The 13,112-nt window shown below is 61.7% G+C and carries 12 protein-coding genes; 2 read left to right on the top strand and 10 right to left on the bottom strand.

The window, feature by feature from the left end; all coding sequences use genetic code 11:
• Nucleotides 1-3: 3 nt before the first annotated feature.
• From poxB to NCS03_RS21045, 6 genes are all read right to left on the bottom strand, one after another.
• Nucleotides 4-1,725, bottom strand: a complete 1,722-nt coding sequence (gene poxB / locus NCS03_RS21070; protein WP_033536202.1) for a ubiquinone-dependent pyruvate dehydrogenase — start codon at nucleotides 1,723-1,725, stop codon at nucleotides 4-6.
• 302 nt (nucleotides 1,726-2,027) lie between these two features.
• Complete coding sequence (locus NCS03_RS21065) at nucleotides 2,028-2,825, bottom strand: transporter substrate-binding domain-containing protein (RefSeq protein ID WP_250436516.1); 798 nt, start codon at nucleotides 2,823-2,825, stop codon at nucleotides 2,028-2,030.
• Between the two features lie 47 nt (nucleotides 2,826-2,872).
• Complete coding sequence (locus tag NCS03_RS21060; protein WP_250529715.1) at nucleotides 2,873-3,601, bottom strand: amino acid ABC transporter ATP-binding protein; 729 nt, start codon at nucleotides 3,599-3,601, stop codon at nucleotides 2,873-2,875.
• A complete protein-coding gene (locus tag NCS03_RS21055) occupies nucleotides 3,585-4,238 on the bottom strand; it encodes an amino acid ABC transporter permease (protein WP_175980817.1) in 654 nt (217 codons plus the stop codon). The genes NCS03_RS21060 and NCS03_RS21055 overlap by 17 nt, the downstream gene beginning before the upstream one ends.
• On the bottom strand, nucleotides 4,235-4,981 hold the full coding sequence (locus tag NCS03_RS21050; protein WP_175980815.1) for an amino acid ABC transporter permease: 747 nt from the start codon (nucleotides 4,979-4,981) through the stop codon (nucleotides 4,235-4,237). Before NCS03_RS21050 ends, NCS03_RS21055 begins: the two co-directional genes overlap by 4 nt.
• Nucleotides 4,982-5,084: 103 nt before the next feature.
• The gene (locus tag NCS03_RS21045) at nucleotides 5,085-5,930 is read right to left on the bottom strand and encodes an NAD-dependent epimerase/dehydratase family protein (RefSeq protein ID WP_250529714.1); all 846 of its coding nucleotides are present in this window, start codon (nucleotides 5,928-5,930) and stop codon (nucleotides 5,085-5,087) included.
• 144 nt (nucleotides 5,931-6,074) lie between these two features.
• On the opposite strand from NCS03_RS21045, the gene NCS03_RS21040 reads away from it, so the two are divergent.
• A complete protein-coding gene (locus tag NCS03_RS21040) occupies nucleotides 6,075-6,836 on the top strand; it encodes a FadR/GntR family transcriptional regulator (RefSeq protein ID WP_250440954.1) in 762 nt (253 codons plus the stop codon).
• A 43-nt stretch (nucleotides 6,837-6,879) separates the two neighbouring features.
• On the opposite strand, the gene NCS03_RS21035 is transcribed toward NCS03_RS21040, so the two are convergent.
• The 3 genes from NCS03_RS21035 to NCS03_RS21025 all read right to left on the bottom strand — a co-directional run bounded on the left by NCS03_RS21035 (nucleotide 6,880) and on the right by NCS03_RS21025 (nucleotide 10,194).
• Nucleotides 6,880-8,226, bottom strand: a complete 1,347-nt coding sequence (locus NCS03_RS21035; protein ID WP_008348022.1) for an MFS transporter — start codon at nucleotides 8,224-8,226, stop codon at nucleotides 6,880-6,882.
• Between the two features lie 232 nt (nucleotides 8,227-8,458).
• Entirely contained in the window at nucleotides 8,459-9,367 is a 909-nt protein-coding gene (locus NCS03_RS21030) for an SMP-30/gluconolactonase/LRE family protein (RefSeq protein WP_250529713.1), read from the bottom strand.
• Complete coding sequence (locus NCS03_RS21025) at nucleotides 9,364-10,194, bottom strand: NAD-dependent epimerase/dehydratase family protein (protein WP_008348019.1); 831 nt, start codon at nucleotides 10,192-10,194, stop codon at nucleotides 9,364-9,366. Before NCS03_RS21025 ends, NCS03_RS21030 begins: the two co-directional genes overlap by 4 nt.
• A 198-nt stretch (nucleotides 10,195-10,392) precedes the next feature.
• Here NCS03_RS21025 and NCS03_RS21020 point away from each other — a divergent pair, with 198 nt between their 5' ends.
• Entirely contained in the window at nucleotides 10,393-11,382 is a 990-nt protein-coding gene (locus NCS03_RS21020; RefSeq protein WP_008348017.1) for a LacI family DNA-binding transcriptional regulator, read from the top strand.
• A 75-nt stretch (nucleotides 11,383-11,457) separates the two neighbouring features.
• Here the strand turns inward: NCS03_RS21020 and NCS03_RS21015 are convergent, their stop codons facing one another.
• The gene (locus NCS03_RS21015; RefSeq protein ID WP_175980811.1) at nucleotides 11,458-12,747 is read right to left on the bottom strand and encodes an MFS transporter; all 1,290 of its coding nucleotides are present in this window, start codon (nucleotides 12,745-12,747) and stop codon (nucleotides 11,458-11,460) included.
• Nucleotides 12,748-13,112 lie beyond the last annotated feature (365 nt).

Genomic DNA, 13,112 nt, shown 5'->3' with positions numbered 1-13,112 from the left:
GGCTTAACGCAGATTCGTGCGCGCGAGTTCGACGATCTCATCGCCGCGCCCGCTCAGGATCGCTCGCAACATATAGAGGCTGAAGCCCTTCGCTTGCGACAGTTCGATGGTCGGCGGCATCGCGAGTTCATGCTTCGACGTGACGACATCGACGACCGCCGGTCCCTTGTGCGCGAACGCTTCGCGCAGCGCGTTTTCGAGTTGCTCCGATTCCTCGACGCGCACCGACCAGATGCCCGCGCCCTTCGCGATCTGCGAGAAATCGGTCTTGCTGAGATCGACGTTGGTGTCGAGATAGCCGCCAGCCTTCAGTTCCATCGACACGAAACCGAGCAGGCTGTTGTTGAACACGACGACCTTGATCGGGAGATCGAGTTGCACGGCCGAGAGCAGATCGCCGAGCAGCATCGACAAACCGCCGTCGCCCGATAGCGAAACGACTTGCCGTTGCGGCCGCGCGGCCTGAGCGCCGAGCGCCTGCGGCATTGCGTTTGCCATCGAGCCGTGATTGAACGAGCCGTGCAACTGGCGCTTGCCGTTCATTGTCAGATAACGCGCGGCCCACAGTGTCGGCGTGCCGACGTCGACGGTGAAGATCGCGTCGTCGGCTGCGATTTCATCGACGAGCTTCGTCAGATATTGCGGATGAATCGGACGTCCCGGCGCGGATGGCGTCGCGAGATCGTCGAGGTCCTTGCGGGCGGTCGCATAGTGCTTCAATGCGTTCTCGAGAAAACGCCGCTCGTCCTTGCGTTGGAGCTTCGGCAAGAGCGCCGCGAGCGTTTCCTTGATCGTGCCGACGAGCCCCATTTCCAGCGGCGCGCGGCGTCCGAGTTGCGAGCCGCGCCAGTCGATCTGCACGATCTTCGCTTGCGGCGGATAGAACGGGCGATACGGAAAATCGCATCCGAGCAGGAGCAGCGTGTCGCACGACATCATCGCGTGATAGCCCGAACTGAAACCGATGAGCCCTGTCATGCCGACATCGAACGGGTTGTCGTACTCGATGAACTGCTTGCCGCGCAACGCATGCACTATCGGTGCTCCGAGCGTATCGGCGAGCGCGACCACTTCGTCGTGCGAGCCGGCGACGCCGCTGCCGCACATGATCGTCACCGCTTCGCAGCCGTTCAGAAGGCTCGCGAGCTTGTCGAGATCGGCGTCTGCCGGCACGATCGCGCCCGGCGCGCTCGCGGTCCAGCGCGGCTCGACGGCCGGGCCTTCGCTCAATGCGACGTCGCCCGGCAACACGATCACCGCGACGCCGCGCTGATCGATCGCGGCGCGCATCGCACGTTCGAGCACGCGCGGAAACTGCGACGCATTCGACACCAGCTCCACGAAGTGACTGCATTCCCTGAACAATTCCTGCGGATGCGTTTCCTGAAAGTAGCCGAGGCCGATTTCCGTCGATGGAATGTGCGCCGCGATGGCGAGCACCGGTTGATGATTGCGATGACAGTCGTAAAGACCATTGATGAGATGCAGATTGCCTGGGCCGCAACTGCCCGCGCATACCGCGAGTTTGCCTGTCGCGGCGGCATCGGCTCCGGCCGCGAAAGCGGCTGCTTCCTCGTGACGCGTATGCATCCAGCGGATCGAGCCGACACGATCGAGGCTGAACGCCAAACCGTTCAGGCTGTCGCCCGTCACGCCCCAGATTCGCTCTACGCCCGCCGCCGCCAGTGTCTTCGCCAGATAGTCCGCTATCGTGCCCTTGGCCATGATGTGTCCCGTGATGAAGAGAGGATGTCCAGTGATCGACGGAGCCGCGCACGGAATGACGTGGCGCGCATCCGTGTTGGCTCAATGCATGCAGGATTCAAAACGCAAAAGGAGTGTACGCCGGAGCGCGGCGGTTTGTCCTGAACCGTGTCGAGACCGCGTGGTGCGGGCGTTCAGGATAGGCGATCGCGGTATTTTGAATGCATCATTCCGGAAGGAATCCGGTATGCGTAATGCAAACGACAACGGCGGCGGATCGATGACCCGCCGCCGTTGCGCATGACTGAAGCGAGACCCTGCGCTCAGGCGCCCTTGCGCATGTTCTCCGGCAGATCCCGTCCGTGATACTTCTTGTAGATCGTGTTGAGGTTGCCGCTCTTCATGTTCGCGCCGACCCAGTTGTTCACCCATTCCTTCAGGCGCGGCTGGTCCTTGTTCATCGCGATGCCGAGATCGAACGTCTTCTGCTCGAACTTCATCTCGATGTTGCGTTGCGGAGCGCGATCCTGCATCTCCTTCAAGTTCGAAGGCGTGCTCGAGAAGATGTCGACCTGTCCCGTGACCATCGACGTGATGAGCGTCGCATCGTCTTCATAGCGCTGAATCTGTGCGCCCTTCGCCTGCTGTGTCGTCAGCGTGTCGTTCACCGTTGCACGCGTGAGGCCGATGGTCTTGCCGTCGAGATCCGCATAGCTCTTCACGTTCGCCGCCTTCACGCCGCCAACGATGATCGAGATGACCGCATACGGGTTCGAGAAATCGACGACTTTGGCGCGCTCCGGCGTGACCGACAGCGAGGAAATCACGAGGTCCGCGCGCTTCGCCTGCAGCGTCGGAATGCGCGCGGCGTTGGTGATCTGCACGAGTTCTAGCTTCACGCCGAGATCCTTCGCAAGCGCGGCGGCAGTATCGACGTCCGATCCCGCGGGCTTCAGGTTCTGGTCGGCATAGCTGAAGAGCGGCGTGCCGATGGCGATCGCGACGCGCACGACGCCTGCCTTCTTGATGTCGTCGAGTTCATCGGCCATCACGCTGTGAACCGCGCCTGCCATCATCAACGTTGCGAGCGTTGCGCGTGCAATGATTGATTTCGCTTTCAAGTTACGTCTCCGTCGTTATTAATGTTGCTGAATTGATGCTGCGATTATCAAAGTCCGTTATCGAGGAATGCGCGCAATTCGGGTGTGCGCGGCGCATCGAGCATGCTGCCGTCGCCCACTTCCCAAACCTTTCCCTGATGCATGTAGATGATGCGATCCGCCACGCGCTTCGCGAAGGCCATCTCGTGCGTGACGAGCAGCATCGTCATGCCGTCGGCAGCGAGGTCTTCCATCACGCGCAGCACTTCGCCCGTCAATTGCGGATCGAGCGCCGAGGTCACTTCGTCGAACAGCATCACCTTTGGCGACATCGCGAGCGAGCGCGCGATCGCCACGCGCTGCTGCTGTCCGCCCGACAATTGCTCGGGATACGCATCGGCCTTCTGTCCGAGACCGACTTGCTCCAGCACGTTTATCGCAATGCGCCGCGCTTCGTCGCGCGACATCTTCTTGACGTGACGCAGCGCGAGCATGATGTTCTCTTCGACCGTCAGATGCGGAAAGAGGTTATAGCTTTGAAACACGATGCCCACTTCGCGGCGCAACAGATGCAGATCGACCTTCGGATCATCGACGCGAATGCCGCACACTTCGATTTGCCCTTGGTCGATCGTCTCCAGCCTGTCGATGCAACGCAACGCCGTGCTCTTGCCCGAACCGCTCGCGCCGATCACGGCGATCATCTCGCCCTTGTTGACTTCGAAGGAAACGCCCTTGAGAACATGATTGGAGCCGAAGCTCTTGTGAATATCGCCGACCTTAACGATTGCTGACATTGAGCTTGTTCTCCATCGATTGGCTCCAGCGCGAAAGCGGATAGCACAGGACGAAATAGAAAGCGCCGACCAGACCGAAGATGAGGAACGGCTGGAAGATCGAGTTATTGATGATCTGCCCCGCGCGCGTCAACTCGATGAAGCCGATCACCGAAGCAAGCGACGTCATCTTGATGAGCTGCACGAGAAACCCGACGGTCGGCGGCAGCGCGAGACGCATCGCCTGCGGGATGATGACGAGGCGCAGCGTCTGCCAGCGCGTGAGCGACAGGCATTCCGACGCTTCCCACTGCGGCTTGGGCATCGCTTCGATACAGCCGCGCCAGATATCGCCGAGATATGCGCTCGAATAGATCATCAGCGCGAGCCCGGCCGCGACGAGCGCGGGCACCTGATAGCCGTACACCGACAGGCCGAAGTACACGATGAACAGCAGGATCAGCAGCGGTATGCCCTGAATCGCCTCGATATACACGAGCGCCACGCGCGCAAGCCATGCGCGCGGCGAGATGCGCGCGAGCATCACGACAAAGCCGCCGATACCGCCGAGCACGAACGCAAGCGCGGAAAGCACGAGCGTCCAGCCGATCGATTGCACTAGATAGACAAGGTGCGATGACGTGAATCCGCCGCTCATGCCGCACCTCCGGGAATGACCGTATCGATGCGCTGCGGATCGGGCGGCGTCTTGCCGGCGCGTTTAGCAGCAAGACGGATCGCGCGGCGGCGCTTGAAGAGATGCTCTCCCACCGCCCACGCGATGAGCTTGATGACGAGCGACAACGCCAGATACAGCGCCGCGACCACGATGTACGTTTCGAGCGAGCGGAACGTATCGGACTGCACAGTGTTCGCGACCGCCGTGAGCTCTTCGGCCGAAATCTGCGAGGCGATCGCGGAGGCCTGCATCATCAGCAGGAACTGGCTCGTCAGCGCGGGATAGACCTTTTCGATCGACGGCTGCAACATCACATGCCAGCCGATGCGCCACTTCGGAAGCCCGAGGCATTCGGCCGCTTCGATTTGTCCGCGTGGCACCGATTCGAGTCCCGCGCGGATGATCTCGGCCGCATATGCGCCGATGTTGATCGTCATCGCGAGCGCGGCGGCCGCGAACGTCGGCATGCGCAAGCCGATGCTCGCAAGACCGAAGTACAGCAGAAAGATCTGCACGAGGAACGGCGTATTGCGCACCGCCTCGATATAGACGATGCACAGGCGCGTGAGGACCGGCACTTTCGCGCGCTTCGCGAACGCCACCAGCATGCCGAGAATCAGCCCGAAGAACACAGCCACGCAAGTCATCTTGAGCGTGAGCCATGCGCCCAGCAGGAACGTCGGCCAGTACGGCAGCAGCGGTGAAAAATCGAGAGAGAACATGGCGGCAAGAGTTCCTGTCGGGTGTGGGCGCTAACACGCTGTGCGCCCGCTCTGGATGTATGACGACATACTACGAGTGCCGTGATACTGCATTTCGCATGCATTAAACCGGATCGAACGGGCCAGTCGTCGTGAAGGCACCGCCCTGCAGCACCGCCACGGGATCGGTGGGCGCCGGCGGCGGCGTCGCTTCGATCTTTTCGCGGAACTGCTCGGACGAGTCACGCGGAACGAAGCCGAGATGCGCGGCGCAGCGGTTGTCCCACCATGTATGCGCGTTCGCCGACATGCCGAAGACGATCGTGTGGCCGACGTCTTTCGTGAAGAGACTGCGGCGCAACAGGTCATGAAAATCGTCGTAGCTCATCCAGCTCGCCATCATGCGGCGGTCCTTCGGCTCCGGAAACACGGAGCCGATACGAATGCTCACCGTCTCGATGCCGTACCGGTCGAAATACATTTGCGCCATGTCCTCGCCGAAGGACTTCGACAAGCCGTAGTAGCCATCGGGGCGCTTGCGCGCAGCGGCGTCGATTCGTTCGTCCTGCCGATAGAAACCCGTGACGTGATTCGAGCTTGCGAACACGATGCGCTTCACGCCCTGACGGCGCGCCGCTTCGTAAAGATTGAAAACGCCCTTGATGTTGGCTTCGAGAATCTCTTCGAACGGACGCTCGACCGATACCCCGCCGAGATGAATGATCGCGTCGCAGTCCATCGCAAGCGCATCGACGGCGTCGCGGTCGGCGAGATCGCAAGGAGCGATCTCTTCGTGAGGCGCGGCGTCGCCCTGCAACACGCCAGGCAAGTCGGAGATCCGCACATGCCGCGCGAACTCGGCGACGCGATGCCGGATCGCGCGGCCGATTCCGCCGGCGGCGCCCGTCAGCAACAGACGATCGAATTGCGCATCTTCGTCGGCGGACGGCGTGCTGGTTTGTTGTTCCATCGTGTTGTGTCTCCTGAAGGCTGTCGTCGCTAGGGATTACCCTGCGCGCATCTTCTTGTACGTTGTCATATCACTGCATGACGCATATCATCATTTGCCGAACGATTTGTCAATGTGTGTAAAACCCACGCCAACGAGAATACCGTGACGCTATCGCCCGATCTTCATGCCGGCACCGACGCATCCTCGATTGCATCGCCGCAAGCGCGACGCAGTCTGACCGCGCAACTCGTCGACGCCTTGCGCGCCCAGATCGATGCACAGGAACTGAAGGGCGGCAGCAGGCTCGCGACGGAAGCGGAAATGGTTCAGCGCTTCGGCGTGAGCCGCACCGTCGTGCGTGAGGCGCTGTCGCGTCTGCAAGCGGCAGGACTCGTGGAAACGCGGCATGGCATCGGTACGTTCGTGTGTGAAGCGGGCATGTCGCCTCTTCTGCAACTCGATCCCGCCGATGTCGCCGGTTCTATGGATGCGCTCGCCATCCTCGAATTGCGCATCAGTCTCGAAACCGAAAGCGCGGGACTTGCCGCAATGCGTTGCGATGCCGCGCGTCTTGCGACGATGCGCTCGACGCTCGCGGACTTTTCAAGAAATGTGGGCGAAGCAAGCGATACCGTATCGCCCGATCTGCGCTTTCACATGGAGATCGCGCATGCAACGGGCAATCGCTATTTCGTCGAGATCATGGAGCATCTGGGCACGCGCATGATTCCGCGCACGCGCATCACGGCGACGCCGATTCCGCGCGATCAATACGCGGATTACCTGATGCGCGTGAATCGCGAGCATGAACAGATCGCGGACGCCATTGAACGCGGCGATGCCGATTCGGCGCGCACCGCGATGCGTCTGCATCTGATCAACAGCCGGGAGAGATTGCGACGCGCGCAGTCGTCGCTTGAATGAATACGCGAGTACCGCGCGTTGGCGCGGTACTCGCGATGCAACATCAACGCGCCATGTTCGGCTCGCCATCCTCGACGTCATGCGCGCCGGAAATCGTCTCCAGTGCCTGATCGTGATGCAGCAGCAGGACCGCCGCCACGCCGACCATGCCCGCCCCTGCCAGGCACAGCAGGCCCGCGCCGAAGCCGCCCGTGCTGTCCTTGATCCAGCCCATCGCATAGGGACCGAAGAAGCCCGCGAGATTGCCGAGCGAGTTGATCGCCGCGATGCCGCCCGCCGCCGCCGCACCCGAAAGGAACGAGGCCGGCAGCGTCCAGATCACCGGCAGGCAACCGAAGATGCCGAAGCCCGCGATCGACAGCGCGATCATCTTCATCACTGGATCGTCGAGGCCCGCCGATGCCGCGATGCCGCCCGCCGCGACCATCAACGCAATCGCGACATGCCAGCGCCGTTCGAGCTTGCGATCCGAATGACGGCCCCACAGCACCATGCTGATCACGCCCACGGCATAGGGCAATGACGTGACGAAGCCGGTCTGCAAGTTGGAAAGACCGAACGATTTGACGATCTGCGGCAGGAAGAAGCTCAGCCCATAGTTCGTGGCATTCGCGCCAAAGTAGATCAGGGCAATGGCGAGCACGCGCGGATTGAAAATGGCTTCCTTCACGCTGAACGCATGCACGGATTCGCGATGCGCGCGCTCTTGCGCCTGACGATCGACGAGCCAGTCACGCTCTTCTTTTGCAAGCCAGTGTGCGTCGGAAGGCTTGTCGGTCAGATAGAAGTACACGACGAACGCGAGCAGCAACGCGGGAATCGCTTCGATCAGATACAGCCACTGCCAGCCCGCCATGCCGTTGATGCCGTCCATCTGCAAGAGCGCGCCGGAGATCGGTCCGCCGATCACGGTGGACAGTGGAATCGCCGCCATGAAATAGCCGACGACGCGGCCGCGATACTTCGCCGGGAACCACAAGGTCAGCAGAAAGATGATGCCGGGAAAGAAGCCCGCTTCCGCGACGCCGAGCAGGATGCGCAAGCCATAGAACACGTATGCGTTGGAGAGGCCCGTCGCCTGCGCGATATGCGGAATGTAGGCCATCGCGGCTGCGAGGATGCCCCACGTGAACATGATGCGTGCGATCCAGCGGCGCGCGCCGAATCGTTCGAGCAGCAGGTTCGAAGGAACCTCGAAAAAGAAATAGGCGATGAAGAAAATGCCGGCGCCGAAACCGAACATGCTCGCAGTGAAACCGAGCGCCTTGTTCATCTGCAATGCGGCAAAGCCGACGTTGACGCGGTCCAGATATGCGATGAAGTAACACAAGATCAGGAACGGCACGAGGCGAACCATCACGCGCTTCATGGTGCGAGCTTCAAGGTCCATCAATGTCTCCTCCGGATTAGAGAATCTGTTGATCGCGGGTGCTTGAGATACCTGCGGAGACTACTCTTTCAGAAGGACTTGCAGCATTGGTGTTTGTGCTTGGTATCGGTTCCGAAGGGGGACGTGTCCATCATTTCGATGCGCGCCAATAAAGTGCGCTCGAATCGTTTGCGTCCCAAATCATGCGAAAAAAATGCGGACGGGGCGAATGATCGCCCCGTTTTCGTGAAGTTTATGCTACCGGTAACAGTGCGGCGTACTCCGGCTCCGGTAATCCTTGCACGCCGGGGTTCAATGCGAACACGTGACCGTCGTCGTCAGTGGCATTCATTGCCGGACGAATAGTCGTGACATAGAGCGTTTTCAGATCGCTGCCGCCGAACGCGCACATCGACGGCTTGCTCGCAGGTAGCACGATCTCGCGATCGAGTTCGCCGCGCGGTGTGAAACGCAGCAGGCGGCCGGCGTCGTTCGCACACGTCCAGTAGCAGCCGTCCGCATCGACCGCGGCGCCATCGGGACGGCCCGCGTAGTGATGCAGATCGGCAAATGCGCGCTGCGCGTGCGGCGTGCCGGTGTCGGGGTCGAAGTCGAATGCCCAGATCATGCGCCGTTGCGGATGCGAGTCCGACAAATACATCGTTCTGCCATCCGGCGACCATGCGAGGCCGTTCTGCGTGATCAGACCATCGACGACCGGCTCCGACAAAGCGCCCTGCTCATCGAAGCGATACAGCGCGCCGACGGCACTCGCGAGCGACATGTCCATCACCATCGTTCCGGCCCAGAAGCGCCCTTGCCTGTCGCAGCGGCCATCGTTGAAGCGCATGCCCGTCGCGGGAAACGAAGGCGCGGCGAGCTTCACGGCGTGCGCCTGGTTCGCGTCGGCGAGCGTCACGCCGAACATGCCGCTTTCCATGCCCGCGACGACGCGCCCAGCCTTGTCGAACGCAAAGCATGCGACCTGTTCGTCGAACGCCCATTCCGTACGTCTCGCGCTTTCGATCTCGAGCCTGACGATCCGTCGCGCGGGAATATCGACCCAATACAGCGCGCCCTCTTGCGCGCGCCATACCGGACATTCGCCGACGGTCGCGCGCCCGGCCGCGTCGATGCGTTCCGCGCGCACGGCGGCGCTCATCGCTTGCGCTCCATCGGCTCGCCCAATACGAACGGGCCGCCCTGGAAGCGCTGCGCCGGATCATCGCGATCGGCGCTCGGTCCGGTCACCGGAAAGAGCCCGTCGAACTGGGCCGAGCTGTCTTGCGGATTGAAGCCGAGGAAGCCCGCCTTCGAGTTGTCCCACCACTTCACCGGATTGTCAGAAGCGCCGTACACCACCGCATGACCGACGCGATTCGTGAACAGCGAGCAGCGCACGAGCTCGATGAAATCGCGGTAGCTCAGATACGTGACGAGCATGCGCGGATTCTTCGGCTCCTCGAACGACGAACCGATGCGCAGGTTCACCGTCTCGATGCCGAAGCGATCGAAGTAATAGCGCGACAGCGATTCGCCGAAGCACTTGGTCACGCCATAAAGACTGTCCGGGCGATGGGGCGAATCGGCGTCGAGCACTTCGGTGACTGGATGAAAGCCGATTGCATGGTTCGAGCTCGCGAACACGATGCGCTTCACCCCATGACGGCGCGCCGCTTCATAGATGTTGTACGTACCGCGGATATTCGCTTCGATCAGATCGTCGAACGGCGCGTCGATCGAGATGCCGCCGAGATGCACGATCGCGTCGACGCCCTCGACGAGCTGCATCACCTTGTCGCGATCCGCGAGATCCACGGCGCTGATCTCTTCATGGCTCGCTGCATCGTCGAGCGGCGCGATGTCGGAGAGCCTCACGACGTCGGCCCATTGAGCGAGCGCGCCGCGCAACTGACGACCCAGATTGCCGGCCGCGCCGGTCAGAAGCAGACGCTTGAACGGCTTGGCCGCTGCGTTTGGCTGATTCATCGAGACTCCTGTCAATACGTACTGATGCGTTGAAAGCAATAAGGAAGAAAACGTTTTCGGGACTATATCGATCGGCGCGACGCGCCGTCAATCGCCGTCTGGCATGCAAAACGCCGCATGCAAAACGCAAGTTTCGATGTCATCGTTTCCCGAATTTCTGCGACAATCCGTTAACAGTGCGAAAACGTTACCCTCCGAATGAAAAAAATTTCCCCGACCATTCGCGACGTCGCCGCTGCGGCGGGCGTCTCCGTCGCGACCGTCTCGAAGTACATCAATGGCGCGCAGCGCTTCTCCGCGCCGGTCGAGGCCAAGCTCAAGGAAGCCATCGATTCGCTCGGCTACCGCTCGAACCCGCTTGCGCGCTCGATGATTACCGGCAAGACGCGCACCATCGGTCTCACGATCCTCGACATCAGCAATCCGCACTTCACGCATGTCGTGAAAGGCGCGAACCGCATTGCGCTGCGGCACGACTACACGCTGCTGCTCGTCGATATCGACGAGAATCAGGCGCGCGAGCGGCCGCTCATCGAAGCGCTCGCGCAACGCGTGGACGGCCTGCTCGTCAGCTCGCGCCTGGCAGACGAAAACGCGCAGTGGATGCTCGATCTCGACAAGCCCGTCGTGCTGCTGCGTAACGCCGAGCTGCCGATTCCGAGCGTCGGCATCAACAGCCGCCTCGCTACTTACATGCTCGCGCGTCATCTGCTCGATCTCGGGCATCGCCGCATCGCGTATCTCGGCTTCGAGCACGCGCGCATCAACGATGAACGCATTCGCGGCGCGCGCGAGTGTCTCGCCGAAGCGGGCCTCGAACTCGATATCTACGAAGCCCATGCGCCAACGTCGCTTGCCGGCGAACAGGCTTGCTCGCGCGTGATGCTCGGTCCGAAGCGCCCGCAAGCGGTGATCTGCTACAACGACCTGATCGCGCTCGGCTTCATGAAGGAAGCCGCTTCGCTCGGCATTCGCGTGCCGCAGGACGTCTCGGTGACCGGCATCGACAACGTGCCCTACGGCGCATACGCCGCGCCGGGACTCACGACCGTCGACATTCAGAGCGAGAAGATGGGCGAACTCGCGATGCAGAAGCTCATCGACGCCCTCGCCGGTCATCCCGATCCGGGCAACTCCATGTTCGAGCCGCGGCTCATCGTGCGTGAATCGACTGCTGCCGCTGCATGACGTACGCCGCGCTGCCTGCAAGTTGCGAGTGCGGGCGGCGCGGCGCATGTCTTGACTAATAATCGCTAATACGAATTACGCTGCGAGCTTCGCCGGCGTCATCTTCGGCGTGAGCAAGTGCATGATCCCGAAGGCGATGAGATACGCCGATGCGCCGATCGCGAACAGCACCCAGTAGTGACCCGTGCGTTGCAGCACCTGGCCGATCACTTCCGAGAACAGCACGCCGCCGATCGAACCGGCCATGCCGCCGATGCCGACCACCGCGCCCACCGCACGTCGCGGGAACAAGTCCGATGCCGTCGTGAAGAGGTTCGCCGACCAGCCCTGATGCGCTGCTGCGGCGAGACCGACGATGGCCACCGCGACCCACAGGTTTTCTGCCTGCGAAACGAACGCGATCGGCAACACGGCGCATGCGCAGATCAGCATTGCCGTCTTGCGCGCCGCATTAACGGTCCAGCCCGCGCGCAGCAGCGCGGAAGAAATCCAGCCGCCGCCGATGCTGCCGATGGTCGTGATCGCGTAGATCACGACGAGCGGCAAGCCGATGTGCTGCATGTCCATGCCGCGCGATTCGTTGAGCCACTTCGGCAGCCAGAACAGATAGAACCACCACACCGGGTCCGTCAGGAACTTGCCGACGATGAACGCCCACGTCTCACGCTTCCTGATGAGTTCCTTGAACCCCGGCGCGCGCGCCTTGGCGTTGGCCGCGTCGGCGGCGTTGGTGTCATCGCCTTCGTCGGCGATTTCGTCGTCGTGCGCGCGGCCGTCCGGCTGGCGGTACATCACGAACCACACGACGAGCCACACGAGGCCGATCGCGCCGACCATCACGAACGCAGCGCGCCACCCGAAGGCCACCGCGAGCGCGGGAATGAGTGCCGGTGCGAAGACCGCGCCGATGTTCGCGCCGGAATTAAAAATACCAGTCGCGAGGGCGCGCTCACGGCGCGGGAACCATTCGGCGGTTGTCTTGATGGCCGCGGGGAAGTTGCCGCCCTCGCCGATGCCCAGCAGCGCGCGGACCATGGCGAAGCCCATCACCGAGCCGACGGCCGCGTGCAGCATCGCGGCGATGCTCCAGACGAACATCGCGAGCGCATAAGAGATGCGCGTGCCGAGCCAGTCGACGATACGCCCGAAACACAGCAGGCCGATCGCATAGAAAGCCGAGAACGCGATCACGATGCGGCCGTACTGCACCTGCGTCCAGCCGATGTCGTGCTGCAGCATGGGGGCGAGCAGACCGAGGATCTGCCGGTCCATGTAGTTGATGACCGTGGCGAAAAACAGCAGCGCGCACACGGTCCAGCGATAGCGGCTGGCGGTACGCACGACGCCGGCAACGACAGTGTTCATGTAAGTCTCCGGACGCGGCGGCGCTCGTCGTGCCGCGTTTCTTGTTGCGTGAACGGCGACGAGCGCCGTGGGCGATGGCTTTGCGCCGGTTAAAAGCGCAAGCTCGCCGAGGTTTTGGAAAACGTTTTTTCGAAGAATAGTGGGTTTGCTGCCTACTGGCTATCCTAGTATTTGCCCTAAGCTGTGACAGAACTGTTGCTGACGGGCGAGTTGGAAGCCCTTTCAGCACCCGTATCGACGCGTACGAAAAGTTAATCGTTTTCTGAGATTTGTCTTGGTAAACAGGAGCCGCTCGGCGCACGCGAAGCCATCGCAATGGCTTTCATGCCTGCGGCAAATTAAAGTTTCTTAAGCATCTGCCGATA

Source organism: Caballeronia sp. ATUFL_F1_KS4A (assembly GCF_023630905.1).
GTDB classification, from domain to species: Bacteria; Pseudomonadota; Gammaproteobacteria; order Burkholderiales; family Burkholderiaceae; genus Caballeronia; species Caballeronia zhejiangensis.
This window is presented reverse-complemented; position numbering and strand designations above follow the sequence as displayed.